This is a genomic window from Metabacillus schmidteae (genome assembly GCF_903166545.1).
Lineage (GTDB): Bacteria > Bacillota > Bacilli > Bacillales > Bacillaceae > Metabacillus > Metabacillus schmidteae.
Window position 1 is genome coordinate 799942 of the sequence record NZ_CAESCH010000001.1, and the last position, 26244, is coordinate 826185.

Sequence of the window (26244 nt, forward strand, 5' to 3'; positions counted from 1 at the left end):
ACTAACTTTTTCTGGATAAACAGTAGAACACTTGAAAACAATAAGATTAAGCATGTTGAAGGGAGTAAAGAAAATGAAAAAAAGATTGCTCATTTCTTTCGTTTTGCTTTTATCATTTAGTTTTTCAAGTACTGTTTTAGCAGAAGGAAAACCTCAAAAGCCGAAAATTCCCGGCTCTGTTATGGAAATTTCAAAGGAAAATACGTATCCAAACCCAACACAAGACTTACCATACTTACAGCCAAGTGAGTTGACACAGCAGTTAATTGATACAGCTCAGGTTCCAATTGAAAACCCTGATTTAATCCGTATTTTAAACGAATCAACGATTTCGGATGCACCATTGGCTTTTGGATATCGGGCAACCATTTATTTGGGAGAATGGGCGTTAAATTATGAATCATCTGAAACAGCGACAAATTGGGAATACCAAAGAATAAATACGAATTACCAAGATAATCGTGGTGGAAAATCACAAACCCAAATGAGTTATCGTCAGGAAGCACAAAAGTCGGTTAAAGGCGGTTTAACAGCAAAAGTTCCTGAAGCAGAGCATGTTAAGAAAATGATGCTTCTTAAAGCAATGAAGAAAACAAATTTACCACTTGCATTTGAAACAATTATTGGAGCAGGGACGAAAAAGGATCAAGTTTACAATATTCCTCCTAAAAAACTGGGCTACCTCTATGCCTATGCACCAGCTATAAATGAAAAAGGAAAAGTTACGTATGGTGAAGTGTACCTGTTATTAAAGGGGAATAAGAGAAGTATTGTTGTAAAAAATATCACGTCACAAGGAATTGGGGCGTGGATTCCTCTGCAAGATCATGCTTCATTTGGCTTTGTTACATCTGATCGACCAAGATAAAAGCAAAAAAGAGCCTTCCAAGTCTAAAATGGACCCTATAAAATAGACAGTTTTAAAAAAGAGGCTTGTCCTTGAATTTTTTACTGACTCTGTTTTGCAGGGTCTTTTTTTTGTTATATTTTAATTATTCAAATAGGTGAGGGTGTAAAATGGGGAAAAACAAATTTTCAGAAGAACAACAAAAACAGCTACTGTCCAATCCTTTCATCGAAAAAGTAAGTGATTCAAGTATATCTTACACAAAAGAATTTAAAGAACGATTTTATCAGGAATACCAATCTGGAAAAGGGCCATCGGCTATTCTGCGTGATATGGAAATTGATCCTACTCTTTTAGGGAAAAGAAGAAAGGACAGTCTAGTTCAAAGAGTTAAAGATTATGCAGAACGAATAGATGGCTATCAAGACATGAGAGGTAAAAATTCTGGTCGTCATTCCATTAAGGAATTATCAGATACGGATCGAATAAAACGTTTGGAACATCAAATAAGGTACCTAAAACAAGAGAATGAATTTCTAAAAAAAACAGAATTTCTAGACAGACAGGCAGAATGGAAGGAAAACCAGAAGCAACGCCAGAAGAAAAATTCAGACTCATCGAAGAAATGACTCTGCGAGATAATAATGAGCTTAATATCAATTGGCTTTGTGAAATGGCAGGTGTGTCTAGAAGTGGTTATTACAACTGGCTTAAGTCCGCAGATAAACGCAGAAATAAAGATGAGCAGGATAAAAAGGATTTTGAATTAATTTTGGAAGCTTATCGATTTCGTGGATATGACAAAGGTAGACGCGGTATATATATGCGCCTTCTGCATATGGGCTTAAGGATGAATCAAAAGAAAATCAGCCGCCTAATGAAAAAGTTCAATTTGTTTTGTCCAATCAGAAAAGCAAACCCCTACAGAAGAATGGCTAAAGCATTGAAGACAGATACCATATCAGAAAATATAGTAAATCGGGAATTTGAAAAGCATGGTGCCGGGAAAATACTCCTTACAGATATAACATATCTTTATTACAATAATGGCTGTAAGGCTTATCTTTCCGTCATAAAGGATGCCTTCACGAAACAGGTGCTGGCATACGTTCCAAGTGAGTCACTTGAAGTCGATTTTGTATTAGAAACAATCAAAATCCTACTAGAAAACCACGGTGATAGCTTAGAAACTGATGCCATTGTCCATTCTGACCAAGGATGTCATTATACAAGCATCTCTTTCCGCCAACTGTTAAAAGATAAGGAACTTAGGCAATCCATGTCCCGACGTGGTAACTGCTGGGACAACGCACCGCAGGAATCATTTTTTGGGCATATGAAGGATGAAATCAATTTGATAAACTGTGGTAGTTATACAGATCTCCGTCAGGAGATTGATAACTACATAGATTATTATAATAATGACCGGTATCAATGGAAACTAGCAAAGCTCTCCCCTAACCAATATGCAGAATATCTGAAAACAGGTGAATATCCACTTAAAATATGACAGAATCATCGACATTGACGTCATTGTCCGATTCTTCATTCAAGCTATAATAGATTTCGTATAATTCTTTCTTCAAGCGCTGCCCGTATCGATTCCGTAGAACGGGTAACCACTCATCTTTGATTAGTGATTGAGGATTACTTTCGGGATCCATAATATCTTGAAAGTACACAGCATAGGATAAATCGTCAAAATCATACTTTAGGATCCATTTTAGTACGTAGAAAAGATAAGCCATGTCAGTAACAAAGGTAACAGGTTCCGACATCTGTACATAAAACCACTGCCATTTTGAGTCATCCAATTGTTTACAATACCTCTGAATGTAACAAGGAACACTTTCTCCCAGCATAAATACGCGAAAGCTATCAATTGACTTTATAAAACATCTATTCATAAATAATTTTAAGACACGGATAAAATTTAAGAACCAGTAACTTTCTAAAGGCAGAAGAGTTACTGGTTCTTTTGTCGTATCTCCTCCTTAACGGAAGAATACGATATTAATTCTCAAAATTTAAGGCCTTTTTTTCAAAGTGTCCTTGACATAGGGACCACTGCAGTCTTTAATTGGAAAGCTCTTTTTCATGTTGATTTACAAGAACACGTTCTTCTGCAAGATTTATCTTTGCATCAAATAAAGTTTTGGCAATTATTCTCCGTACTCCCTTTGCTGTACTCCAGTATAATTGATCATCGACCAGACCAATAATTGTATACTCATAGCCGCGAAATTGGCCGTTTAAGGATGTAATACCGAATAATTGAAAAGGCTCAATGATCTCATTTTGATGATCTCTTTTTAAGCAGGACTCAAATTCCTGATTGATTTTTTCACAGGCTTGCTCAAGAACCTTCCAAACAGTATCAGGATCCTCGCGATAGCTAATGACTACGCGTTCAATGACACGCATTCTGTCAATGTTATAGTTATGAATTTGTTTTATTTCTCCATTGCTCATCGTTAGAAGCTTTCCGCTCCATTCACGAATTTTTAATGATCTTAGACCAATTTCTTCAACAGTTCCATGGAACGTGTTATTTATCGTGATGAAATCACCTTGATGAAGCTGTTTTTCATAGATGATAAACATTCCGGCAAGAATGTCTTTAATGAGACTTTGAGCACCGAAGCCGATAATAATTCCAGCTACACCGGCTCCTGCCAAGATGGATCCGAAATTTTCGACGAATTGAGAAACGAGATACAAGATAAAGCTGATTGTGGCTGTATATTTAGTTAGAGAACGGATTAAACTTTCAATTGTTTTTTCTTTTCGCTCTTCGATGAAATTCGTTTTCTTAAAAAACTTGCCAACGATAAAATTGATCAATGCAACACTTAAGAATAAAACGACTGCAACTAGTAAAATGTCAAATACTCTTAATTCCGTAAATGCTCTTAATTGATCCATATTGTCACCTTAAATGTTTGATTTTCGTTTCGTAAAGTCTACATCACGATAATAACTATTCTTCACAAGTACATTCGGTCCTAGACATTGAACAGCAGGACAATGACAGTTAAGCGATTTAGCTATGTTTGAATCCATCCACTTCGAATAGGCGGACTGAAGAGTGTTTTCCGCTATATTTCCAAGAGCGGGTGTATCACCAAAATCTGTGACGATAATATCTCCATTAAATATATTCACATTCAACCGTGAGCGGCCGTCAGGGTCATTTCGCACAGTGACATTTTTCGTTTCTCTCAGCCGTTGAATAAGTTCAATATCTTCCGTGTTTTCACTACATGCATAGAAGGGTAATGTACCAAATAGCATCCATGTATCTTTATCTCTAATATCTAACAAATGATGAATAGCCTCGCGCATTTCAGGAAGAGACAAAGTTTCCAAGGTGCTTGCAAAATCGCTCGGATACATTGGATGGATTTCATGACGCTGACAATGCATCTCTTGGACTATTTGCTTGTGAATCTTTTCGATATATGGAAGGGTACGTTTATTAAGCATTGTTTCTGCTGAAACGATCACCCCAGCACTAACAAGAGCACGGCTGTTTTCAATCATTCGCTCAAACAGAGCTGCCCGTTGTTCATAAGTTGGTTTGCGATCCATAACTGCAAAGCCAACCTCAACAAACTCATCAACTGTGCCCCAGTTATGTGAGATATGTAGAACATCTAAATAAGGAATAATCTTTTCATAACGTTTCAAATCAAGTGTCAAATTTGAATTTATTTGTGTACGAACCCCACGTTCGTGGGCATACTTTAAAAGAGGAACAACATAGTTTTCAACTGATTTCAAAGACAGCATCGGCTCTCCACCTGTAATACTCAAGGAACGAAGAGTCGGGACCTCGTCTAATCGCTTTAATAAAAGATCTAACGGAAGAGCCTTTGGATCCTTTGGTTGTAGTGTATAGCCAACAGCACAATGTTCACAACGCATATTACAAAGTGTTGTTGTGGTAAATTCTATGTTTGTTAATGTCATTTGCCCATACTGCTTTATATCTAAATAAGCTTCCCACGGATCATATGACGTTGTAATTGGGTTAGACGGTTTTAGTGCATTCATTAGTTTATGCTCCTTTTTAAAGGTAGAAATAACATGCTATAAGCAAATAGCATACCTTTCATTTTAACATGAACAAGAAATTTACACATCATGTGATACTTGTCAAACAATTTAATATAGTCTACGATACATTTATCTGAAAGGGGCGAGTTTATGGGTAACGCAGTACATGATAAGGATTCCCAATTATCTTATTTAAAAAATCGGTTAAATATGTTTTTAGAAGTATTGGACTCAATGGATCCGGAATCGACAGATGTAGATGACATCGATCGATTAATTCAAATGCTTGATGATCTTGAATTTAAACAAAATCAATTTAAAAAGGATTGGGATGAGTAAGCTGACACACGGGGTGTCGGCTTTTTATTCGTTTAGAAAATTATAAAATTCTTTTCTAGCTGCTGACCAAGGCGCTTGCGCTTTTGATTAACTTGAAAACGTTTTTAATGTGTCCTTTTCAATGAATAATCTTCCGAGTATAATAAAAATTGTGAGAAATGACTGAAAGTTTTTGAGAGTAATAGAATGGACCTGAGCACTTTTTATGCAGCTGGTTTGAAGGTGCTTGCGTATTTCAAAATGATGGAATGTACGTATACGTATGGGGGGAAATCGAGATGGAAAACTTTTATGAAAGTATGTACCAATTAGTTGTAGAAACTTCGACCAATTTACCAAAAGACGTAAGAAGAGCAATTGCTCAAGCAAAGCTAAAGGAAAGTGCCGGGACACGTTCTGCGATGTCATTGGCAACTATTGCAAATAATATAAAAATGGCAGATGACAATATTTCTCCGATTTGCCAGGACACAGGTTTACCAACTTTTAAAATAAAGGTGCCTGTTGGTGCAAACCAAATTGAAATGACAAAAGACATTAAACGAGCGATTGAACAGGCGACAAAGGATGGAAAACTTCGTCCTAACTCGGTTGATTCGATCACAGGCGGTAATAGCGGTGATAACCTTGGGGAAGGTACACCTGTTATTAAATTTGAACAATGGGAAAAAGATTATATTGATGCCCGCCTCATTTTAAAAGGTGGCGGCTGTGAAAATAAAAATATCCAATACAGCCTTCCGTGTGAACTTGAAGGCTTAGGAAAAGCAGGTCGTGACTTAGATGGTATTCGTAAATGTATTATGCACTCCGTCTACCAAGCACAAGGACAAGGCTGTAGTGCAGGATTCATTGGAGTCGGTATTGGCGGCGATCGCACAAGCGGATACGAGCTTGCTAAGAATCAACTTTTCAGACGTGTAGATGATGTGAATGAGCACGAAGAGCTGCGCCAACTGGAAGACTACGTAATGGAACATGCAAACGAACTAGGAATTGGAACAATGGGATTTGGCGGAGAAACAACACTACTTGGATGTAAAGTGGGTGTCATAAACCGTATTCCAGCAAGCTTCTTCGTATCTGTTGCTTATAATTGCTGGGCATATCGCCGTTTAGGTGTATACATCAATCCTGAAAGTGGTTCAATTAATGAGTGGCTATACCAAGATGGTGATGACATCGATTTTTCACAAGATGAAGTAGCTGCAACTGAAGAACAAGCTTCAGAATCAAGAGAAGTCGTTCTTGAAGCACCGATTACAGAAGAAAAAATTAGAGACCTAAAGGTTGGAGATGTGGTTCGTATAAACGGAATGATGTACACAGGTCGTGATGCGATCCATAAGTATCTCTCAGAAAATGACTCTCCAGTTGATTTAAATGGACAAATTATTTATCACTGTGGACCTGTTATGCTAAAAGACGAAGAGGGCAACTATCATGTCAAAGCAGCAGGCCCGACAACAAGTATTCGTGAAGAGCCATATCAAGGCGATATCATGAAACGTTTTGGCATTCGCGCTGTCATCGGAAAAGGTGGTATGGGTCCAAAAACGTTAAAAGCATTAGAAGAGCATGGCGGAGTTTATTTGAACGCAATTGGTGGAGCTGCACAATATTATGCAGATTGCATTAAATCTGTTGAAGGTGTTGATCTGATGCAATTTGGTATCCCGGAAGCAATGTGGCACTTAAAAGTTGAAGGCTTTACAGCTGTTGTCACAATGGATTCACACGGAAACAGTCTGCATGCTGATATCGATAAAAGTTCACTGGAAAAACTGGCGAATTTCAAAGAACCAGTCTTTAAATAAACGTTTAAATAGAAGGAAGACCTGCAAAACTGCGGGTCTTCTTTTGTTTGAGTCAGGCAATTTGTGTGTTATCTGTAATTTTGAGACGTTCATCTTCGATTAGACTTTTTTCGACGAAATTCGACCAAGTTCCTGTCTGGAATTTTTTCTCAGTATTGAATTTCTCTCTTAAACAACACTATAACTAATTATGTGAAATAAGGAGAGAACTGTCATGAAAAAATGGTCTATGCTTTTGACTCTTTTTTGTCTTCTTTTTTTATCAATAAATACAGTACAAGCCGTATCAAATAAGCCCATTCACTGGGGATTTAAAAAGAGTCAAAATCACGAGCCGGCTTCAGCGGGGAAGGAATTAGACGAGCTTCTTGCTAAATATGGATCCTTTTATATGGGTGATACGTCAAAAAAGGAAATCTATTTAACATTTGATAATGGATATGAAAATGGGTATACAGAAAAAGTGTTGGATGTGTTAAAAGAACGGAAGGTACCGGCAACCTTTTTTATAACGGGACATTACCTGGATACGGAAGCTGACTTAGTCAAGCGAATGGTCGATGAAGGGCATATCGTTGGAAATCACTCATGGTATCATCCGGATTTAACAACTCAAAGTGATGCTGAGTTAAAAAAAGAATTGGAATCTGTCCGAATTAAAGTAGAAGAACTAACAGATCAAAAAGGGATGAGCTATCTTCGGCCGCCACGCGGTATTTTTAGTGAAAGAGTACTTAAGGATGCAAAAGAGCTTGGTTACACATCCGTTTTTTGGTCATTAGCTTTTGTTGATTGGAAAGTAAATGATCAAAAAGGCTGGCGATATTCTTATGACAATATCATGAAGCAAATTCATCCGGGATCCATTTTACTACTCCATACCGTATCAAAGGATAATGCTGAGGCATTAGATAATGCCATTGTGGAATTAAGAAAACAAGGCTACACTTTTAAAAGCCTTGATGATTTAATGCTCAGTAGAATGATTGATCATCCTTATCTTATTTCCCTTTGAGTTTTCATTCAAAGGGTTTTTTCATCTTTACCTAAGAAAAGAGTATGGAATGTTATAATAATAGGAAAAGGTGAAAAGGAAGAAAAAATATGTGGATGGAAACGGTCAGATGTAAAGGTCCATACAATTTTGACGCAGTATTGGACAGGTTATCAATGGATCCAATCATATCACTAAATAAAATAGAAAAGTCGATAAAAGTTCCAGTAGTTATCAATGACAAGCCAAATGTTATTAAGGTCAAAACAATTGGGACGACACAAGAACCTGCTTTTGAAGTAAGTGGAAAAGATGAGAACTTAAAAGAAGCAGCACTAAAAAGAATAGAAAGAATCTTTCAATGGGATTTTTCACTTCAAGATGTAGTCATGCATTTTCAACAGACAAATATTGCTAAGATCTTTGAACAACACAAAGGAACGCCAATTGTGTTAGAATTTGATCTTTATAATTGTTTAGTGAAGTGTATTATTCATCAGCAGCTGAACCTGGCTTTTGCTCATACATTAACAACAAGATTTGTAAAAAGATTTGGCTATGAGGTAGAGGGTGTTTGGTTTTATCCAAAACCTGAAGTCGTTGCGGGACTCCAATACGAAGAGCTAAGAGAACTTCAATTTAGCGGGCGAAAGGCAGAATATCTTATTGATATATCCAGGCTTATTGCTGAAGGTAAACTGAACTTAGCTGAATTAGGATTTAAATCAGACGAAGAAATTTTAAAAAACCTGATTAATATTCGAGGCATCGGTCCTTGGACAGTACAAAACCTGTTACTCTCAGGCCTTGGACGACAAAACCTCTTTCCCAAAGCAGATATAGGGATACAACGAGCAATTCAACATCATTTTAATCTTGAAAAAAAACCATCACAATTAGAGATGGATCAATATAGTGAACAATGGTCACCTTATTTAAGCTATGCAACATTGTACTTATGGAGAAGCATTGAGTAGAAACGGAGAGTATATCGATGAAAGAAAAGAAGCAGCAGGAAAGTAATATTAAAATTTCGAAAGGACAAACCTTTCCGCTTACGATCAAACGACTGGGGATTAACGGAGAAGGTGTAGGCTATTTTAAAAGACAAGTCGTATTTGTCCCTGGTGCATTACCTGGAGAGGAAGTCTTGGTTGAAGCAACGAAAATCTCACCAAAGTTTGCAGAAGGAAAGGTAAAAACACTTCGAAAGTCTTCACCTTTCCGTGTAAAACCGCCTTGTCCGATTTATGAGGAATGCGGAGGCTGTCAGCTTCAGCATTTGGCTTATGATCAACAGCTAAAGGAAAAACGGGATATTGTCATTCAATCATTGGAACGTCATACGAAATTAAAGGTAAACCAACTTGATATACGTCCAACGATTGGCATGGAAGAGCCGTGGAATTACCGTAACAAAAGTCAATTCCAAGTAGGGCAGCAAAAAGGAAAAGTCATTGCAGGTCTATATGGACTTGATTCACACCGTTTAGTTCCAATCCAAAACTGTATGGTTCAGCACCCTTTAACAAATAAGGTTTCTGAGGGAGTTAAACAGATCTTAGAGGATTTTCAAGTTCCTATTTATGATGAACGAAAAAGAAAAGGGATTGTACGAACAATCGTGACACGTGCCGGTTTCCAAACTGGTGAAGTACAGGTTGTGTTAATTACAACACAAAAAGAGGTCCCACGTAAAAAGTTAATAATGGCAGAAATACAAAAGCGATTTCCTGAAGTTAAATCACTCGTGCAAAACATAAACGGAAACAAAACATCTCTCATTTTTGGAGAAAAAACACTTCATCTAAGCGGGGAAGAAGTGATTCAGGAAACACTAGGTGATTTAAGTTTTGAGCTATCTGCAAGAGCATTTTTTCAATTAAATCCAGTTCAAACGGTCAAGCTTTATGATGAAGTCAAAAAAGCAGCCAGCTTAACAGGTCGCGAGAAAATAGCGGATGCCTATTGTGGAGTCGGGACAATTGGGCTATGGCTTGCAAATGATGCTAGTGAAGTGCGCGGTATGGATACAATAGAAGCAGCCATTATTGACGCGCAAGAGAATGCGCAAAAACATGGTTTTACAAACACTACTTATGTTACAGGAACTGCTGAGCATTGGTTGCCTAAATGGGTGGAAGAAGGGTGGAAGCCTGATGTTGTGGTTGTTGACCCACCAAGAACAGGCTGTGACCGTAAGTTGTTAGATGCGATTAAAAAGGTGAAACCGAAGAAGTTTGTGTATGTGTCTTGTAACCCTAGTACACTTGCGAAGGATATTGATTATTTGAGTAAGGATTATAAGGTGGAGTATCTTCAGCCTGTTGATATGTTTCCGCATACGGCGCATGTGGAGTGTGTTGCCAAATTAATATTAAAATAGGTAGAATTAATAACCAATTTAAGATGAATGAAGTAAAGATAAAGCAGGAGTTGATTTTTGAACGAATCGTGCACTTTTATGTTTAAGGGGTACCTCAATTCGATATTCTATAAAACTAATTGGATATAATAATAAAAGTGAGTTTATGTCGTCAAATCAGCTAGTAGGAAATCGGTTGGGGGATCAGGTTAAGCATCCTGTCTGTTAAATAGACGGAAAATCTTCGCTTAATTAGAAAATATTAATAAAATAGCTTATATAGACGGATAGATTCCGCCTATCAAATCGAAAAGCGTAAAAATGGGAGGATTTCGCATGCATAATCGGAAAACCTCCCATTAATATACCCCCAAAAAGGCTCTATTTGCATCTAACCGGAAAACCTCCACTTATTTTACTTCTGATGATTACTTAATTACGGATAAGGCTTCCTACATAAAAGGGGTACCCAAATAGTTTTTTAATCTTTGGGTACCCTTTAATCTTTATTTAAAACACTTTTGTCGTCCAATCTTCACAATTCCAAACTTCAGTCGCAATTTCACGATAGAATTCAGGTTCGTGGGAAACCATTAAGATACTTCCGCGATATGCCTTTAAAGCACGCTTCAACTCTTCTTTTGCTTCAACATCCAAGTGATTGGTAGGTTCGTCTAGAATTAGTAAGTTCGTTTCTGTGTTTAGTATTTTACACAATCTAACTTTGGCTTTTTCGCCGCCAGAGAGAACTTCGATCTTACTTTCAATATGTTTCGTCGTTAATCCGCATTTTGCAAGAGCAGCCCTCACTTCAGCTTGATTCATACCTGGGAACTCACTCCAAATCTCTTCAATACAAGTGTTGTAGTTGGACTCTTTAACTTCCTGCTCGAAGTAACCGATGTATTGATGTTCACCCCGTTCCACTTTACCTGAAATGGGATTAATCAACCCAAGAATACTTTTTAAAAGAGTAGACTTACCAATACCGTTTGCACCAACGAATGCAATTTTTTGTCCGCGTTCCATTTTCAAATTCAAAGGGCGGGAAAGTGGTTCATTGTAACCAATAACAAGATCTTCAGCCGTGAAAATCCAGCGACTAGCTGCACGAGCTTCTTTGAAGTTAAACTCTGGTTTTGGCTTCTCTTTCCCCAATTCTATTATTTCCATTTTATCGAGCTTCTTCTGACGAGACATCGCCATATTACGAGTCGCAACACTTGCCTTGTTACGCGCAACGAAATCCTTCAGATCTGCAATTTCTTGTTGTTGACGCTTGTAAGCAGACTCCAGCTGCTGCTTCTTCATTTCATAAATATTTAAGAAGTTATCATAGTCACCAACATAGCGATTCAACTCTTGATTTTCCATGTGATAGATCAAGTTAACAACATTGTTTAAGAATGGAATATCATGTGAAATCAAGATAAATGCATTCTCATATTCCTGTAAATAGCGCTTCAACCATTCGATATGCTGTTCATCCAAATAGTTCGTAGGCTCGTCTAGTAATAGGATTTCAGGCTTTTCCAGCAAAAGCTTAGCTAGTAAAACCTTCGTACGTTGCCCACCGCTAAGATCATTAACATCCCGATCGAGTCCAACCGCGTCTAATCCCAGACCCCGAGCAACTTCCTCAACTTTTGAATTAATTTGATAGAAATCATTACTATCTAAAGTTTCTTGTAGCTCTCCAACTTCTGCAAGTAATGCATCAATATCAGCACCTTCATCACCCATTTTTGCATAAAGTTCATTGATCTCTGATTCAGCATCAAAAAGATATTGAAAAGCAGAACTCAATGCTTCACGCATCGTCGTACCTTTTTGAAGTACAGCATGCTGATCTAAATAACCAACACGAACTTTTCGTGACCACTCAACTTTTCCCTCGTCGGGTTGTAGCTTGCCGGTAACAATATTCATGAAAGTAGACTTACCCTCACCATTTGCCCCAACTAGTCCAACGTGCTCTCCTTTTAAAAGTCGAAAGGACACATTATTAAAAATTGCACGATCACCGAAACCATGACTTAAATCTTTTACATTTAATACGCTCATTTTTTTAACTCCTTATCTAATGTCACATGAGGATATCTTACTAAATTTTGGCTGCTTTTTCTATCTTTAAGTTGCTTGTGAAAATGCAATTCATTTTTGGGGTTTAATCAAAGTCTAGCCCCTATTAATTAATAGAGTTTATTAAATTTTTTATTACTTGGATGTATAACAATTGGGTAAAAGTCTATTATACAACCGAACCTGAGGTAAGATATGAGTTTTTTCTATGTGGGAATAATTGGCGAAAAATGAGAGGATAGGTTGAGTTCTAAACTAAAACTTGTATAACAGGTGAAAACTCACCAATACCCTATTGTTGCCACATACATTCTGGTCATGTTGAGGCAGCCGCGAAGACGAAGTTTGTGCTTAAATAGTAAAAAGAAAATAAACATATCTGACTCCCGCTCGGTTTTCGGTAAAATAAACTTTTCTGATTTCCGGGTCTTTTTCAGTATGAACCCTTGTCCGGTCTGGATTATTGGTTTTCCTTGATTTGTTAGCGTCGGAAAATTCTATTTTATTTCAGGATTTTTGTGAAAAAAGACAGAAAAATCAGCAAAAAAACAATAGAAATTAAGTTTAGTAGAAAATCATACGGTTCTTTCAATGAAAATTATTAAAAATAAATGATATAAATCTTCTGTTCTTATATTTTCTCATATCATGGCATTTACTAGGGAGTAAAAAAGTAATTTGATCAAATTCCATGTTCTTTCACATAATTATGTAATGAAAGATAGATTATTAAATTGCTGATTGTTTATATTAAAATCTTGATAAGTAGACTGGGAACTTTTCATGACAAAATATCGTAATACCATATTATATATAAGGAGCGGGGAGCAAGAAGAAGATTAGGGTAAACAATAAGAAACTTAGAAAGAGAAGCAACAATACCAACAAGAGTAATGAAAATGGTAGTGAGATGCGGACTTACATTATTCTAATAGGAGTTGCTTTATTTTTTATATGGACGTTTTCTAGTTTTATGATCGTTGAAATGAATTTTGTTGATGATTGGAATAAAGGTGATTATCCATTCATTTTCTTTTTTAAAAATCATGTATTCTTCCCTGGAAGTTGGGGAGGTATGTTTTTAATTGCAGGGCTAATTGCTTCTCTTGGGAGTATCTATTTCATATTGACTAAAAAGGCAGCAGATCCTAAAAGGTTAGTATTTCCAGCCGCTCTGCTCACCTTTATATTTTTAGATATCGCTTACTTTTTCTTAGGTCTTGGTTGGAGTGATTCTGTATTGGATTCTATAGACTATCATCAAAAAGGTGCTGAAGAGAAGGTCATTGTTTAAAAAAAGTATCGAGCAATTATTGATTATGGGAAGTTTAGTGGAGCAACGGATTATGTGTATATTAGTAATGATGGAGAAAAATATAAAACCAACACAGATTTTGAAGTGGAAATATACGAAAATGAAAAGTATAAAATCAGTTATCTCCCAAGGACCAAATACATAGTTGGAGTTAGCCATATAAACAATTGAGATAAAGCAATGGAACAAAATAAAATGAATGGATTGAGGTGGAATTTTGAATTGTTGTTGTGAAAGTGGAGAAACAAATGATTTGAAAATTGAAGGAGATGTTGGTGCAGATCCAATTTGGTGTAATAAATGCGGCTGTAATATTGATATGGAAGACCTGCCTGTTTCAGTTGAATTGGCTGATGAATTGTCAGAATGGGCATTAAAATATGGAGAATGGATTGATTGGGACAAAGATAGATTGAGAAATAAGGGCATTGAAATAGAGGAGGAATTTAATAAATTAGGAGTTGTGTTAGCAGAAAGAGTAAAACAAGAGATAGGAAATAATTATAAAATTAAATTTTTTCCTTCCACAAGTGCAAGATTGTATACACGAAAATATAAATAGATAAACTCTGATACCGGGGAGAGTTGTATGTGAATAGAGAAATATATTTCAACTCAAAAAATTATACAGGAGATCACCTTCATGTTGGCAATTGGAACGACGAATCTAAGCCTTTAATCGAAGGGATTGCTTGGGTAAGGCAGGATGGTTCAATGGATTTGTTTTTTAATGAGTTTGAAACAGATCATGAAATCCATGAATTATTTCATAATCACGGTTATTATTATGAAACGTTTAAAGGAGGATACATTTGCACAGTCAATACGGATGAAGAAGCGTATGAGACCTTCCAAAAGTGGGTTGAGGGAGTATTGTATTCTTATCGGATGATAGATAAACCTTCGAGTGAGGAAGTAGAATGAAACAATTGAAGGTGAAGAAGTGGCTATTAGAAGTTGATGTTGATAAGACAAAGGAATTTTATCATAAAGACAATGAATTGTGCGGTTGTTTATCCTGCAAAAATTATATGGAGGCATCTAAACACTTATCTTCTCCAGTTTTAGAGGTTTTTTCCATGTTAGGAATTACTTCTTCTAAACCGAGCCATTTATCAGAATATGGTGAAATGGAAGACAGGTTACATTTATATATTGGCAGTTACCATATCGTAGGTAAATTAGTAGAAGGAGAATATTGTACGGATTCGGAATGGGTTGAAACAAATACAGCCAGAATTCAAAATTTCACATTTGGGTTCAATAAGGAGTTAATGTTTGTACCTGACGAGTTACGAGGTCCGATCCTGCAATTAGATTTTGAAGCTCGCATACCGTGGTTATTACATGAAAAGCCAATGGATTAGGAAAGTGTTCTCTTTAAGATAGGTTAGAAGTATATGAGGTTATTTCTGTTTAAATATGGTAAAATTATTTTGAAACCCTAACGACTAATAAAGGGGACTACCCTCTTTATTTGGAAACAGGAAGGCAGAGATTAGAAGGTATTCTCGGTCTTTTTGAAGGGGTTTATTTTTTTATATAGGAGGAGTTTTACAATGAATAATTTATTGAAAACATGCAAGAGGCAAAATCCAAGTTTGGGGGTTATATACTATGAACCATAACAATCCTCAACACAAAGAGAACTTAGTAAAGCAGATGGTTTATATTGATGAAAACATAAAGAAGCTTACAAGACTTTACATCGCTCACACTCCTGTTCAGGAGCAATTAAAAGACTTTTTTAATCTATATCTGCTGGAATTGGAAGAGTTGCTAAATACTGATCCGAAAAACAGCGTAATACCCTTCCTGCCGAAGGTATATATCGGCACAAGGGTTACCGTATTGTTCGATGAGGAAAACGATACAGAGGATTTTGTGATCTGCTTCCCTGAGCAGTCAGATCCTGATTCTGGTTGTATTTCGTTTTTATCTCCGGTAGGGAGGCAGCTCTTACTCAAGGAAATTGGCGAAAAAATCATGCTCAAAGTACCAACAGGTGAACTTCCGGTAAGAATCAAAGAACTATCATATGTTGGACATCTTTTAAGTGGACAAAAAAATTCAAAAGAGGCCTGACTATAGTATGTAGTTATTAGTACTTTTAAAAAACAAAAGTGGTATATCATTAGTCCTGTTTTTCCCATTGTGTGTCCATAACTGGGTGACATTTATAGGAAAAGCGGGACTTTTTTAAACTACAGGAAAAGCTTGATATTATAAAAGCTCAAAATTATGTGGTAGCGTGTGTTACGTTAATACTACAGGGGAAATTTCCTACTAGGAATAAAGGAGAATTTTATGATGAACTTTATTCGAAAACCTTATAAAGTGGCATTGTTTTCTTTAATCGCAACGGTTGGTGTAACTGTTTTGCTTCTGTTTGTTTTAAGCTTATCCGGAGTAGATACTAAGATTATCCATATTATAGGAAAAGTAACGATTGCTATTTCTTTACCCTTTTTAATTTTAAATCCTTTACTAGGCTTTATTTATTCATTTTTCATCAAAGGAAAAATCAAAATTCTGTATATCCTTCTCCGTTTTGCTTGTGTATGTTCAATATCAGTTTTTGCGTTTATAACTTTTATGTTTCGGTATTTTGTTCCTTTTGCTCCTTAGAACTCGATGGATAATGAAGAGAGGAGGAGTTTTATGTGAATATCAATGCAGATTCTCTTTTACCTTTTATTTTGATGTGGGGAATACCAGCTTTTATGGTTGTTAGAGCATTTCAGAAGCTGAGTAAGGATGGGCGGAACAAGAAACCTTTTGCTACTAATGCTTGCTAGTTTGAATGTTAAGAGGGTTTAACTAACAAGAAGCATCTGATAAAATAAATAAACTACAATAATATATCAAGAAATTCACATACCTTTAATTCGCTGAATCTATTGTGAGCGGGGGAAACATATTTGATAGGTGGCAAATAGGCCTATCTTGGGGTGAGTCTTACATAGTAAGAAGGGATACTCTCAATTCCTAATCCGACAGCTAACCTCGTAAGCGTTATTTTATTTTTCGAGAGAAGGTCAAAGGTTTCGCCCAAAGACCATTCTGTTTGTTATGGTCTTTTTTTGTCTTTATGTAAATAAAGAGGCGATTTGACAAGGGAGTACAGATATAAGGTATGCAATGTTTTGAGGGAAAAGAATTGTAGGAATTTTAGGCATATAGAAGGGATAAGTTAGAAATGCTTAGTAAATCTAAGATAAAATTAAAAATTGAAAATTTGTCACCATCTCAATTGATCGTTTGCTTTTATTTGATTGCAGTGGTGATATCAGTAGCCTTACTGAGTTTACCAATCGCCTTAAAACCAGGAGTAGAATGGTCCTTTATTGATGTTGTTTTTACTGCAGTTAGTGCCATTAGTGTTACAGGCTTAGCGGTTGTATCAACGCCAGATACGTTCAGCATACCCGGCATTATTATTCTTATGTTTATCTTGCAATTTGGTGGAATTGGAATCATGACATTAGGTACCTTTTTTTGGTTACTGTTCGGGAAAAAAATTGGTTTAAAAGAGAGGCAGCTCATAAAAACTGATCAAAATCAATCAAATCTTGCAGGTTTAGTACTATTGATGAAAAATATATTAGTCATTATTATTGTCATCGAGATCATTGGAGGAGCAATATTAGGTACTTATTTTTTGAACTATTATTCTACATGGCAAGAGGCTTATTTACAGGGGTTTTTTGCGTCAGTTAGTGCAACTACTAATGCAGGATTTGATATTACAGGACAATCACTCATTCCCTATGCAAACGACTATTTCGTTCAAATGATAAATATTATTCTATTAACACTAGGGGCGATTGGTTTTCCGGTTCTTATTGAAGTGAAGGAGTTAATTAAAAAGAAAAAGCCTTACAGAACTTCCAATTTTTCATTATATACAAGATTAACAACGAGTACTTTTTTCTTATTAATGCTTTTTGGAACAATAGCTATTTTAGTATTTGATGCACATCACTTTTTCAAAGACAAAACCTGGCATGAATCATTCTTCTATGCTTTTTTTCAGTCTGCCACGACAAGAAATGGCGGCTTGGCTACAATGGATGTAAGTCAATTTTCTGAACCGACACTTCTGATCCTTTCTTTGTTAATGTTTGTTGGGGCTTCGCCTAGTTCAGTCGGTGGTGGAGTTCGAACCACTACTTTTGCAATCAATTTATTATATATTTTCAATTTAGCTAGGGGAAATAAAGCGGTAAAGGTATTTAAACGGGAGATCCATCAAGATGACATTCTTAAATCGATGGCCATAATGAATACAGCCATATCTATATGTTTTATTTCAGTCATCCTCTTGAAGGTTACTGAACCTTTTACAACGATGGAGCTTATATTTGAAGTAACTTCTGCGTTCGGAACTACAGGATTATCGATGGGGATAACACCTGAGTTAAGTGCAATTGGAAAAATTATCATAATTTTATTAATGTTTATAGGCCGTATTGGTATTCTATCTTTTATTTTCATCATTTCAAAAAATGGACATGAGCCAAATTATCACTATCCTAAAGAAAGAGTGATCATTGGATAATCTCTTTGGTAGACCGTTAAGCTTCGCTTGTAAAGAGTAATGAGTTGCCATATCTTAAGAGTCTTTTTCTAAAGTTGTTCTTTTTTACTAGATTGCTTGAATACTATGTAGAATAATAGGAGTGCTAATAGTACCTTGACGGACAAGTGGGGGATGAACAATGAGAAGTGAATCCGAAATGATGAAGATGTTAATTGAATTTGCAAGAAATGATGAGAGAATTCGATTGGTCACTCTAGAAGGGTCACGGACCAATAAAAACATTCCCCGTGATTCATTTCAGGATTATGATATATCCTATTTTGTAACAGATATGAACTCGTTTAAAAAAGATGATGGATGGCTTGATCTATTTGGAAAACAGATCATGATGCAAAAGCCGGAAGATATGGAGCTTTTTCCTCCAGAACTGGGGAATTGGTTTTCCTATCTAATCCTTTTTGAAGATGGGAATAAAGTGGACTTAACGCTTATTCCGTTAAAAGAAGTGGAAGATTATTTATCAGGTAGCGATGGTCTGGTAGAAGTTCTTCTTGATAAAGACTCCATGATTAAAAATGATGTGATTCCTAGTGACCGCAACTATTGGATAAAAGAGCCAACGGCTAGGGAATTTGATGATTGCTGTAATGAATTTTGGATGGTCTCAACATATGTTGTAAAAGGATTAGCCAGAGGAGAAATTCTATTTGCCATTGATCATTTACATGAAATTGCAAGACCAAATTTATTGAGGATGATGTCATGGAAAATCGGGATTGAACAAGGATTCAACTTTAGCTTGGGGAAAAACTATAAATTTATTGATCATTATCTTCCCCAAGATGATTGGAAAGCATTGCTTTCAACTTATCGTCAGGATAACATCGAAAACATGTGGAAGGCATTATTCACCAGCTATGATTTGTTTAGAAAATACTCCAAAGATGTTGCTGAAACTCTCAAGTTTACCTATCCGGATTATGACGACGCCATTACAAAATATACACTGGGACATAGGGACAGGAACCTTGGTCCAATAGATCTCGGGTCATGATGTTAAGGTAATGAGTTTTGGCTAGACAGTGTATATAAAGGGTGGGACAAGAAACCTGTCCCTACTTACTAGCTAATTTTTCCCGGTCTTCAGCTAATGGCGGCTCTTCCAGCCAACCGTGTTTTATTAGTAGTTCTGCTCCATCTTCTGCGTATAACCCTACTTCTGCCATAAGGCGTGCGTATTCCAAAGTTAAGTCTCTTCTTTGTGAGACAGATATAGCAGCTCCGTAATAACCGATTGCGGCTGATATTAGAATGACGATATGATTGAGCATTAATTTATCGGAGAAGGGGGAAACGGTTGATTTTGTTACTTCTGATACCCATGAAGCAGGTGAGGCCAAACCAGCATTCGTTAAAATTTGACTGAGAATATTAAATTGTTTTTCACAAAGTTTTTTTCCTCTTTTAAAATATTTCTTTACATCTTCATTTTGACAAACTTGTCCAAATCCAACCTCTAACACGACCTTCACGATAATCTTCACCATATTGAAACTAATTCCACTAATTTCAACTGTGCTTAAAGGTCTTTTTTTCCCAAATCATCCTGTTAAATAGCTTTGGTTATTAACAACATCTACTTCAGTAGGAGTATTGATTCTCGGCGGTTTACTGTATAGCCCTTTATTCAACATCACATTTGCAGTTCGTTCATATAATTCCATTGCTTCCTTATTACATTGAATAAAGTATTTGATTTGGTCTGTACGGGAAGAAGTGGACACTGCCCCAGCGTACCCTGTTAAACCAAGTAATGTCATAACATGCAAATAACTCAACATAAATGTATCTGTAAATAAGGAAGGGGCGTTCATATTTACATCTTCTTGTACTGAATATCCTTTTGGAATAGGGGGATTTTCTTTCTTAAACGTTTCTGTAAGTGTGATTATATGCGATTCGGCAAGGGCTGAGGGCAAATTCAAAAACTCCTTTGACATCTTCATCTTTTGCTTTTTCAATTGAATGAGTAAGAGAACATATTGATAAAGAATCATTTATATATTGAGTCCATAGATTTGCAATTTCTGATGAAGTCATTTCAACATTATGGTTAAAAGTGTCCATAAAAATAACCTCCATTGATCATCTAATCTTATGTATACGTTCTAATTATTTCTATAGTATTGTTCAATGTCGCATTTTTATTATAAAGAATGCCCTTCATTTTTATTGAAAATATTTAAATATGATAAAAAGACGCCATTAAGACGTCTTAACCTTTGAATTTTATGTTCTTGGTGTAATGAAATAAATAATATTCGGAAATCTAATATGATAATTTGAATCACCGATTGTTAATTGCAGGTGGTCGAGGGCTACTCCTGTAACGACTCCCTCTAATTGTTGGCCATGAATCGTTACAACCTTAATCTTCTTTCCCGCTTGCATCAGTAAATGCTCCATAAAAACTGGTTCAGTAGGAACATTATAAGTGGGGGATAGCTGTTTCATCATCACTGGAAAATTACTCGAATAGACATATTTACCAGGCGGTAAGATTGAATTCTGGTTTCTATACGGATAACTTAGCATCACATGTTCACTCCTTTATTTAGTGTAACTTATGAACAAAATGACCTAAGTGTCACTAGGGACAGGAACCTTGTCCCAAGGGGACCTCTTGATATGAGATAAGGTTAGTAAATTTAATTTAAATGATGGGACAAGGAACTGTCCCTCATTCCCTAGTAGAAACATAATGATAAAAAAGCCCAGTAACTGTCTGAATTAGTAAAAAAATGGGGAAGGAGTAGGCTAGCTGATAATGATTTTGGAATTTAACGATATTTAAGATGGTAAACAGCCATTGTGCAAAAAGGCCCAGCCCAGCCCAAGCTATGACATAAAAAGCGAAGCTATATTTATTTATTTTCAGTACTTTATAGAAATACATAAAAGCATATCCAAATGGAGCATAAAGAGTATAATAAACAACATCAAAAACTTCATAAACGTTGACATCATTTAATTTATAAAAGTCCGATAAACCGCCACCAATTGTAAAGTCAAAAGTCATACCTATTGTCATTCCCCAAAACAGACTCATGACTGTCAATTCCCGGCTAAGTTTTTTGGGTGTTAGGAAGACAAATAAATAGGCAGCAACGATAAAAATAATAAGAGAGATTTCATTCAAATCAAAATTGGTGACCCCCTTCATTTTGTTTGCACCTCCGTCTTAATTACAAAGGAATGATACCATTTATGTATCAAATAACAGGCTATATGTAGTAAAACAAAAAATAGATAATCATACATAACATTCCAATTTTCACTCGTAATGATATTCAGTGTAAGTGAAAGGAAGGTAAGGAGCAGTAATAGTAAAGATGAAACAAGTATATGTATGAACATTTTCTTAACAGACATGGAAAAAGAACTGAGATTAAGACAGTATAAAACAATGATAGGAATGATGATACTCCGATTCATTAAGTAAGCTGTATAGCTCATTGGATGTTCAGAGTACTTGAGAAACTGGAATTCGTCAAAAATAAACCAGCTCCAATTCATATTTACGATCATTAAAAATAAAAAAAGGATCGTATTCTCCACAATCGAGTATGTTTTCTTCTTTATAAAAAATAAAATGATACAAAGCCAGCTAATAAAAAAGTAAACTGCAAATGCCATTTTGTTTACCCCCATAGGTCATTTTTGTATATAATTCCCAATGAGGGATCTCATTATGCCTTGATGATTCATGCTGAAACCTTAAAAAATGAAATGGGAGGCGAGGAAATGGATACGAGAATAAAAGAATTAATAGACCTTACAGAGAAGAAATTTGGTTTAGAAAACTACTACTTACATTCACACGATATATTTCGAAGGGGAGATTTCTTCAACAACACAATTTACACATTATGCATGGAGTGGTTTCCAAATCATGAAACTGTTGAAAAAGATGGCTCCAATCCAGACGGTACAGCGGTTATTGAAATTGATATACATAGTCATAAATTTACGAGTGCTATCTTTGTCAAGGGAAAGACATATGCACATAATGGAGTAGCGTTTGCAAATTCCACTAAAAATGAAATCATAAAATGGATTGAACAGGAAACAGACCTGGTTTATGAAAAGCAATTCAAACTGCGAAAGGAAGAAGAGAGAGAGCTTCATTTTATGGAATGTATTGATGGAGTAGCTGTATCTCCCTCAGGGTATATTGAGCTTCGTTATAATGAAGAAGGGAAGCTGACATATTTCTCAAACCACGGTCAATATCCTTCTAAAGAAATGGTAATAGAGGAAGACTATTCTCTGACCTTTGAAAAGGTCAAGCACCTAGCAAAGGAACAAGTAAAGCTGCTTGAATATCCTTCTCATGAGGAGAAACGATTATTTCCTATTTTTGCAGTAGAAGAGATTTATATTCGCAATGATCAAACCTATACCATTCCATTTGAATTCTTTGCTGATGTAAACTCCTATAAGAAAATAGAACAACCGATTCACTGGGATGAACCACTTAAACAAACGTTTGATCGAAAAGAACTGAATCTGACTGAAGAGGTAACGGTAGAACAAGCATATGCATCTGAGCCATCTCCTGATTCTTTTCCGATAACAAACGAAGAACAAGAGAAATGTATCGAAGCTGTTAGAGACTTATTACGTCAGAAATACCCGAATGAAACGGGTAAATGGATCCTAAAAACACTCCACCGTGAAAAAGGGTACATCCACGCTGCATTAAGAGCAAATAAACAAGATAAGCGTGTGTTTCAAAGGAAGTTAATGGTGATGATTGATGCTGAGCACCTTCACGCTGTTAATTATATGGATAACCTATTCATGCTTGAGATGTTCAACGAATTTCAAGAACCAGAAAAAATCATGATAGAAAAAGAAGAAGCCTTTGATAAATTAAAAGATTTGTTCATGTTAAAACCTTATCATGTTTATGATTTTGATAAAAAACAGTATGTTTTATGTGGGAAAGTAGACTGTGATTACGGTGTAAACGCTGCAACAGGAGAAGTGATAGCGTTAAATGATTTGTGATAGTTTCTATGGATAAAACCGGAGTTATCTGAACTGAATCAGTTACACTTCGGTTTTTATATTTAGTCTGCAGCTTCATACCATTAATTGACTCACTTCCATATACAAGAAAGGATGTGAGTTATGAAGTTAACTTTCATGATGAAGAAGTAAATATTCATCATCCACATGTCCTTGTAAAAAATAAGTAAGTTACCTTCCCAAAGAGTGAGTAGCAAGATTCCCAAACGCCCATAGGATGTATGATATAAGATCATCATGAAAAGGGGCGGTGTACATGTATGTATATAGAACGAATCAGAATGTTGTGGCATATAGAGTAGGTGATGTAACTGGTGACAAGGTGCCGGATCATGTCTTTTTAACAGGAACAAAGACACCTGATAGTCCGTTTATTCAACAAATCACTCTTCATGTTCAAGATGGGGGATCAGGTAAAGTAACAAGTGTTCCGCTGCCTAAAGATGCAAATGCAGGGTACAATCCTACCTTATTTTTAGGTGATTTTACCGGAAATGGTGTTGCCGATATTTTCATTAGCATAGCTACAGGTGGAAGTGGAGGTATTATGTATCATTATCTTTATTCCTTTTTAAATAACAAGGCAAACATCCTCTTTGATGCCAACAAATATAATGAAGAATATAAATACGAAGTTACGTATCAGGATTATTACAAAGTTAAGGTGGTCAGCCAGAAAAATAACCAAACATATTTGATCGATATCTCGATGAGAGATCCTGAATATCTAAATGAAATATATGATGCTAACGGAAAGTTGAAAAATGCCATTACAGGTTTTGTAAACCCGTTAAGTGGCTTATATCCGGTAGATTTTGATTATAATTCTGTATATGAATTACTCGCTTATCAAAAAATTGCCGGAAGATATAATGCAGATTCTTTAGGGTATGTATTGAATACATTAGGATGGAAAAACAACATGTTTCGGTTGCAAAATCAGCAAGTAGCTATATTTGGGGTTTAAAAATTTGAATCTTTAAAAAACTATGTTATGAAATATAACATGGATGTAGAATACCTCTTTTATCTTTTATATAGTTAAGATAACAAAAAGGTAAAGGGGCTGTTGACATGAAAAAATCCAGAGTTGGCTTTATCACATTTATAATCTTGACAGTTAGAACTGTATTCACATATTAAATAGGACACGGACATAAAGAGGATGCGATTTAGTATCCTCTTTTTTAAATGTTACATAAATTGTATCCTGCTTCAATGTAAAGTAAAATAAAAGACAAATGTTAAACGAAGAAAAGGTGTTTGAATTTGAAAAAAGTTATTGTCATTGGAGCGGGTATTCTTGGAGCTTCTACTGCTTATCATTTAGCAAAGGCTGGTGCACAAGTTACAGTCATTGACCGAAAGGATAGGGGACAAGCAACAGATGCAGCTGCTGGAATTGTCTGTCCATGGCTATCACAGCGACGTAATAAAGCATGGTATCATCTCGTGAAAAATGGTGCCCGTTACTACCCTGAGTTAATAAAAAAACTCGAAGAAGATGGAGAAAGAGAAACCGGATATAGTCGAGTAGGTACGATAAGTTTACATCAGGATCCTGAAAAGTTAGAAAAAATGGCTGAGCGTGCTCGAAAGCGGCGGGAAGAAGCACCGGAAATCGGCGATATTACTATTTTAACTCCTGAAGAAACAAATGAATTATTCCCTCCTCTATCACCTGAATATGGTGCTGTGTATGTTAGCGGGGGAGCACGAGTCAACGGGAGAGCCCTTCGAAATGCCTTAATTCAAGGAGCTAAAAAGAATGGTGCAACGTTTATTGAAGAAAATGCCATTTCGTTAATTCGTGAAGGTAAGAACATAATTGGAGTACAGGTGGAGAACGATACACTGCAGGCTGAACAGGTTATTATAACCGGCGGTGCTTGGTCAAACGAATTAATTCAGCCGCTAGGTAAGAAATTTTTAGTAACACCACAAAAAGCTCAAATTGTCCATCTTGAAATCTCTAATAAAGATACAGGCTCATGGCCTGTTGTCATGCCTCCAAATAATCAATATATATTGGCATTTGAACATGGAAGAATTGTGGTCGGAGCAACTCATGAAGATGAAGCAGGGTTTGATGAGCGTGTTACGGCAGGTGGACTTCAAGAGATCCTAACAAAAGCATTAGAAATTGCCCCGGGCTTGCGTGAAAGCACCCATCTTGAAACAAGAGTAGGATTCCGTCCATTTACACCAGGATTTTTACCTGTCATAGGACCGCTACCTGATTTTGAAGGACTCCTTCTGGCAAACGGACTAGGTGCTTCAGGTTTAACAAGTGGTCCGTACCTTGGCATGGAGCTCGCAAATCTTGCATTAGGACAGGAAGTAGATCTTGACTTGAGTCTTTATGAAATCGCAAATGCTATCGAATAAGAAAAGGATGAGCTGAAGTTTATGCTCATCCTTTTCTTATTTATTACATCGCATAAACCATCACTTTTACAGTGAAAATACTTAATTGATAGAGAAAATAAACGCTAAACGCTACAAATGTGAAGAAAACCAAAAAGATAGCCGGTACAATACTTTTAATCATCATATAACCCTCACAATCTAGTAAGATAATAGCAGTATTGTCAAATTAAATTTTTTTATACTTTTAGAATCTAGAAAATTTTATGATTGATAGGATTAAGAAAAAATATTACTGATTAACTAGTAAAATTAACAATGTAAACGTATAATATTTAGTAAAATAACCAAGCGGAAATTTAAGAAGCCAGTCTGAAAAATAAGAAAAAGATACCACAAAAAAATGCTAAATATACTAAAAA

The 26244-nt window shown here is 36.0% G+C and carries 30 protein-coding genes and 1 riboswitch; of the genes, 20 read left to right on the forward strand and 10 right to left on the reverse strand.

Translation table 11 applies throughout. The features are described from left to right. Nucleotides 1–73: 73 nt before the first annotated feature. The 3 genes from HWV59_RS03845 (at nucleotide 74) to HWV59_RS03855 (ending at nucleotide 2357) form a co-directional block, all read left to right on the forward strand. The gene (locus HWV59_RS03845) at nucleotides 74–868 is read left to right on the forward strand and encodes a YfkD famly protein (RefSeq protein ID WP_175638103.1); all 795 of its coding nucleotides are present in this window, start codon (nucleotides 74–76) and stop codon (nucleotides 866–868) included. Between the two features lie 149 nt (nucleotides 869–1017). After that, nucleotides 1018–1476: an HTH domain-containing protein gene (locus HWV59_RS03850; RefSeq protein WP_175638104.1), complete on the forward strand. Its 459-nt coding sequence runs from the start codon at nucleotides 1018–1020 to the stop codon at nucleotides 1474–1476. Then, nucleotides 1419–2357 (forward strand): IS3 family transposase, encoded by a 939-nt coding sequence (locus HWV59_RS03855; RefSeq protein WP_175638105.1) that lies wholly within the window; start codon nucleotides 1419–1421, stop codon nucleotides 2355–2357. Before HWV59_RS03850 ends, HWV59_RS03855 begins: the two co-directional genes overlap by 58 nt. Here the strand turns inward: HWV59_RS03855 and HWV59_RS03860 are convergent. From HWV59_RS03860 to yfkAB, 3 genes are all read right to left on the reverse strand, one after another. After that, entirely contained in the window at nucleotides 2347–2661 is a 315-nt protein-coding gene (locus HWV59_RS03860) for a hypothetical protein (protein ID WP_175638106.1), read from the reverse strand. The genes HWV59_RS03855 and HWV59_RS03860 overlap by 11 nt on opposite strands. A gap of 262 nt (nucleotides 2662–2923) precedes the next feature. Continuing rightward, nucleotides 2924–3772, reverse strand: a complete 849-nt coding sequence (locus HWV59_RS03865; RefSeq protein ID WP_175638107.1) for a mechanosensitive ion channel family protein — start codon at nucleotides 3770–3772, stop codon at nucleotides 2924–2926. A 9-nt stretch (nucleotides 3773–3781) separates the two neighbouring features. Continuing rightward, nucleotides 3782–4903, reverse strand: a complete 1122-nt coding sequence (gene yfkAB, locus HWV59_RS03870; RefSeq protein ID WP_175638108.1) for a radical SAM/CxCxxxxC motif protein YfkAB — start codon at nucleotides 4901–4903, stop codon at nucleotides 3782–3784. A 153-nt stretch (nucleotides 4904–5056) separates the two neighbouring features. On the opposite strand from yfkAB, the gene HWV59_RS03875 reads away from it, so the two are divergent. The 5 genes from HWV59_RS03875 (at nucleotide 5057) to rlmD (ending at nucleotide 10442) form a co-directional block, all read left to right on the forward strand. Continuing rightward, nucleotides 5057–5245: an SE1561 family protein gene (locus HWV59_RS03875; RefSeq protein ID WP_102230948.1), complete on the forward strand. Its 189-nt coding sequence runs from the start codon at nucleotides 5057–5059 to the stop codon at nucleotides 5243–5245. A 278-nt stretch (nucleotides 5246–5523) separates the two neighbouring features. After that, nucleotides 5524–7062, forward strand: coding sequence for a fumarate hydratase (locus HWV59_RS03880; protein ID WP_175638109.1), 1539 nt, complete (start codon nucleotides 5524–5526; stop codon nucleotides 7060–7062). 214 nt (nucleotides 7063–7276) lie between these two features. Beyond that, on the forward strand, nucleotides 7277–8077 hold the full coding sequence (pdaA, locus tag HWV59_RS03885) for a delta-lactam-biosynthetic de-N-acetylase (RefSeq protein ID WP_175638110.1): 801 nt from the start codon (nucleotides 7277–7279) through the stop codon (nucleotides 8075–8077). An 89-nt stretch (nucleotides 8078–8166) separates the two neighbouring features. Next, on the forward strand, nucleotides 8167–9033 hold the full coding sequence (locus HWV59_RS03890; RefSeq protein ID WP_175638111.1) for a DNA-3-methyladenine glycosylase family protein: 867 nt from the start codon (nucleotides 8167–8169) through the stop codon (nucleotides 9031–9033). A gap of 17 nt (nucleotides 9034–9050) precedes the next feature. Then, entirely contained in the window at nucleotides 9051–10442 is a 1392-nt protein-coding gene (gene rlmD, locus HWV59_RS03895) for a 23S rRNA (uracil(1939)-C(5))-methyltransferase RlmD (protein ID WP_175638112.1), read from the forward strand. 489 nt (nucleotides 10443–10931) lie between these two features. Here rlmD and HWV59_RS03900 read toward each other — a convergent pair whose 3' ends face one another. After that, complete coding sequence (locus HWV59_RS03900) at nucleotides 10932–12485, reverse strand: ABC-F family ATP-binding cassette domain-containing protein (RefSeq protein WP_175638113.1); 1554 nt, start codon at nucleotides 12483–12485, stop codon at nucleotides 10932–10934. Nucleotides 12486–13413: 928 nt separating this feature from the next. On the opposite strand from HWV59_RS03900, the gene HWV59_RS03905 reads away from it, so the two are divergent. From HWV59_RS03905 to ant(6), 9 genes are all read left to right on the forward strand, one after another. Beyond that, the gene (locus tag HWV59_RS03905) at nucleotides 13414–13797 is read left to right on the forward strand and encodes a hypothetical protein (protein WP_175638114.1); all 384 of its coding nucleotides are present in this window, start codon (nucleotides 13414–13416) and stop codon (nucleotides 13795–13797) included. Beyond that, the gene (locus tag HWV59_RS03910; protein ID WP_175638115.1) at nucleotides 13790–13963 is read left to right on the forward strand and encodes a hypothetical protein; all 174 of its coding nucleotides are present in this window, start codon (nucleotides 13790–13792) and stop codon (nucleotides 13961–13963) included. The genes HWV59_RS03905 and HWV59_RS03910 overlap by 8 nt, the downstream gene beginning before the upstream one ends. Nucleotides 13964–14071: 108 nt before the next feature. Then, entirely contained in the window at nucleotides 14072–14380 is a 309-nt protein-coding gene (locus tag HWV59_RS03915) for a hypothetical protein (RefSeq protein ID WP_235991659.1), read from the forward strand. 29 nt (nucleotides 14381–14409) lie between these two features. Beyond that, nucleotides 14410–14742 (forward strand): hypothetical protein, encoded by a 333-nt coding sequence (locus HWV59_RS03920; RefSeq protein WP_175638117.1) that lies wholly within the window; start codon nucleotides 14410–14412, stop codon nucleotides 14740–14742. Then, nucleotides 14739–15185, forward strand: coding sequence for a hypothetical protein (locus HWV59_RS03925; protein ID WP_175638118.1), 447 nt, complete (start codon nucleotides 14739–14741; stop codon nucleotides 15183–15185). Before HWV59_RS03920 ends, HWV59_RS03925 begins: the two co-directional genes overlap by 4 nt. 250 nt (nucleotides 15186–15435) lie before the next feature. Then, nucleotides 15436–15903 (forward strand): GreA/GreB family elongation factor, encoded by a 468-nt coding sequence (locus HWV59_RS03930; protein WP_175638119.1) that lies wholly within the window; start codon nucleotides 15436–15438, stop codon nucleotides 15901–15903. A 225-nt stretch (nucleotides 15904–16128) separates the two neighbouring features. After that, nucleotides 16129–16446: a hypothetical protein gene (locus HWV59_RS03935; RefSeq protein ID WP_235991660.1), complete on the forward strand. Its 318-nt coding sequence runs from the start codon at nucleotides 16129–16131 to the stop codon at nucleotides 16444–16446. Between the two features lie 251 nt (nucleotides 16447–16697). Beyond that, nucleotides 16698–16848: riboswitch (cyclic di-AMP (ydaO/yuaA leader) on the forward strand. A 169-nt stretch (nucleotides 16849–17017) separates the two neighbouring features. Then, nucleotides 17018–18379: a TrkH family potassium uptake protein gene (locus HWV59_RS03940; protein WP_175638121.1), complete on the forward strand. Its 1362-nt coding sequence runs from the start codon at nucleotides 17018–17020 to the stop codon at nucleotides 18377–18379. Nucleotides 18380–18539: 160 nt separating this feature from the next. Continuing rightward, nucleotides 18540–19415 (forward strand): aminoglycoside 6-adenylyltransferase, encoded by an 876-nt coding sequence (gene ant(6), locus HWV59_RS03945; protein WP_175638122.1) that lies wholly within the window; start codon nucleotides 18540–18542, stop codon nucleotides 19413–19415. 61 nt (nucleotides 19416–19476) lie between these two features. On the opposite strand, the gene HWV59_RS26960 is transcribed toward ant(6), so the two are convergent. The 6 genes from HWV59_RS26960 to HWV59_RS03965 form a co-directional block, all read right to left on the reverse strand. After that, nucleotides 19477–19908, reverse strand: coding sequence for a DUF3231 family protein (locus HWV59_RS26960; RefSeq protein ID WP_235991661.1), 432 nt, complete (start codon nucleotides 19906–19908; stop codon nucleotides 19477–19479). Between the two features lie 54 nt (nucleotides 19909–19962). Next, nucleotides 19963–20367 carry a DUF3231 family protein gene (locus HWV59_RS26965; protein WP_328824181.1) on the reverse strand — a complete coding sequence of 135 codons (405 nt, stop codon included), beginning with the start codon at nucleotides 20365–20367 and terminating at the stop codon, nucleotides 19963–19965. Then, nucleotides 20288–20488, reverse strand: coding sequence for a DUF3231 family protein (locus HWV59_RS26970; RefSeq protein ID WP_235991662.1), 201 nt, complete (start codon nucleotides 20486–20488; stop codon nucleotides 20288–20290). The genes HWV59_RS26965 and HWV59_RS26970 overlap by 80 nt, the downstream gene beginning before the upstream one ends. Nucleotides 20489–20650: 162 nt before the next feature. Further along, nucleotides 20651–20956, reverse strand: coding sequence for a DUF2642 domain-containing protein (locus HWV59_RS03955; protein WP_175638123.1), 306 nt, complete (start codon nucleotides 20954–20956; stop codon nucleotides 20651–20653). Nucleotides 20957–21101: 145 nt separating this feature from the next. Continuing rightward, entirely contained in the window at nucleotides 21102–21584 is a 483-nt protein-coding gene (locus HWV59_RS03960; protein ID WP_175638124.1) for a hypothetical protein, read from the reverse strand. Further along, complete coding sequence (locus HWV59_RS03965) at nucleotides 21581–22057, reverse strand: hypothetical protein (protein ID WP_175638125.1); 477 nt, start codon at nucleotides 22055–22057, stop codon at nucleotides 21581–21583. Before HWV59_RS03965 ends, HWV59_RS03960 begins: the two co-directional genes overlap by 4 nt. Nucleotides 22058–22165: 108 nt before the next feature. Here HWV59_RS03965 and HWV59_RS03970 point away from each other — a divergent pair, with 108 nt between their 5' ends. From HWV59_RS03970 to HWV59_RS03980, 3 genes are all read left to right on the forward strand, one after another. Continuing rightward, nucleotides 22166–23434: a hypothetical protein gene (locus HWV59_RS03970; RefSeq protein WP_175638126.1), complete on the forward strand. Its 1269-nt coding sequence runs from the start codon at nucleotides 22166–22168 to the stop codon at nucleotides 23432–23434. A gap of 277 nt (nucleotides 23435–23711) precedes the next feature. Continuing rightward, entirely contained in the window at nucleotides 23712–24422 is a 711-nt protein-coding gene (locus tag HWV59_RS03975; protein ID WP_175638127.1) for a VCBS repeat-containing protein, read from the forward strand. Nucleotides 24423–24724: 302 nt separating this feature from the next. Further along, on the forward strand, nucleotides 24725–25843 hold the full coding sequence (locus HWV59_RS03980) for an NAD(P)/FAD-dependent oxidoreductase (protein WP_175638128.1): 1119 nt from the start codon (nucleotides 24725–24727) through the stop codon (nucleotides 25841–25843). The last annotated feature ends 401 nt before the right edge of the window (nucleotides 25844–26244 follow it).

Bases quoted from the DNA above. Each gene is read 5' to 3' on its own strand.
- HWV59_RS03880 (WP_175638109.1), top strand. From the start codon at position 5,524: ATGGAAAACTTTTATGAAAGTATGTACCAATTAGTTGTAGAAACTTCG.
- HWV59_RS03960 (WP_175638124.1), bottom strand. From the start codon at position 21,584: ATGAAGGGGGTCACCAATTTTGATTTGAATGAAATCTCTCTTATTATT.
- HWV59_RS03890 (WP_175638111.1), top strand. From the start codon at position 8,167: ATGTGGATGGAAACGGTCAGATGTAAAGGTCCATACAATTTTGACGCA.
- HWV59_RS03940 (WP_175638121.1), top strand. From the start codon at position 17,018: ATGCTTAGTAAATCTAAGATAAAATTAAAAATTGAAAATTTGTCACCA.
- HWV59_RS03925 (WP_175638118.1), top strand. From the start codon at position 14,739: ATGAAACAATTGAAGGTGAAGAAGTGGCTATTAGAAGTTGATGTTGAT.
- HWV59_RS26960 (WP_235991661.1), bottom strand. From the start codon at position 19,908: ATGGTGAAGATTATCGTGAAGGTCGTGTTAGAGGTTGGATTTGGACAA.
- HWV59_RS03850 (WP_175638104.1), top strand. From the start codon at position 1,018: ATGGGGAAAAACAAATTTTCAGAAGAACAACAAAAACAGCTACTGTCC.
- pdaA (WP_175638110.1), top strand. From the start codon at position 7,277: ATGAAAAAATGGTCTATGCTTTTGACTCTTTTTTGTCTTCTTTTTTTA.
- HWV59_RS03845 (WP_175638103.1), top strand. From the start codon at position 74: ATGAAAAAAAGATTGCTCATTTCTTTCGTTTTGCTTTTATCATTTAGT.
- HWV59_RS26965 (WP_328824181.1), bottom strand. From the start codon at position 20,367: ATGAAGATGTCAAAGGAGTTTTTGAATTTGCCCTCAGCCCTTGCCGAA.
- HWV59_RS03935 (WP_235991660.1), top strand. From the start codon at position 16,129: ATGAACTTTATTCGAAAACCTTATAAAGTGGCATTGTTTTCTTTAATC.
- HWV59_RS03955 (WP_175638123.1), bottom strand. From the start codon at position 20,956: ATGCTAAGTTATCCGTATAGAAACCAGAATTCAATCTTACCGCCTGGT.
- rlmD (WP_175638112.1), top strand. From the start codon at position 9,051: ATGAAAGAAAAGAAGCAGCAGGAAAGTAATATTAAAATTTCGAAAGGA.
- HWV59_RS03855 (WP_175638105.1), top strand. From the start codon at position 1,419: ATGGAAGGAAAACCAGAAGCAACGCCAGAAGAAAAATTCAGACTCATC.
- HWV59_RS03900 (WP_175638113.1), bottom strand. From the start codon at position 12,485: ATGAGCGTATTAAATGTAAAAGATTTAAGTCATGGTTTCGGTGATCGT.
- HWV59_RS03930 (WP_175638119.1), top strand. From the start codon at position 15,436: ATGAACCATAACAATCCTCAACACAAAGAGAACTTAGTAAAGCAGATG.
- HWV59_RS03865 (WP_175638107.1), bottom strand. From the start codon at position 3,772: ATGGATCAATTAAGAGCATTTACGGAATTAAGAGTATTTGACATTTTA.
- HWV59_RS03965 (WP_175638125.1), bottom strand. From the start codon at position 22,057: ATGGCATTTGCAGTTTACTTTTTTATTAGCTGGCTTTGTATCATTTTA.
- HWV59_RS03970 (WP_175638126.1), top strand. From the start codon at position 22,166: ATGGATACGAGAATAAAAGAATTAATAGACCTTACAGAGAAGAAATTT.
- HWV59_RS03875 (WP_102230948.1), top strand. From the start codon at position 5,057: ATGGGTAACGCAGTACATGATAAGGATTCCCAATTATCTTATTTAAAA.
- HWV59_RS03975 (WP_175638127.1), top strand. From the start codon at position 23,712: ATGTATGTATATAGAACGAATCAGAATGTTGTGGCATATAGAGTAGGT.
- HWV59_RS03905 (WP_175638114.1), top strand. From the start codon at position 13,414: ATGCGGACTTACATTATTCTAATAGGAGTTGCTTTATTTTTTATATGG.
- yfkAB (WP_175638108.1), bottom strand. From the start codon at position 4,903: ATGAATGCACTAAAACCGTCTAACCCAATTACAACGTCATATGATCCG.
- HWV59_RS26970 (WP_235991662.1), bottom strand. From the start codon at position 20,488: ATGGACACTTTTAACCATAATGTTGAAATGACTTCATCAGAAATTGCA.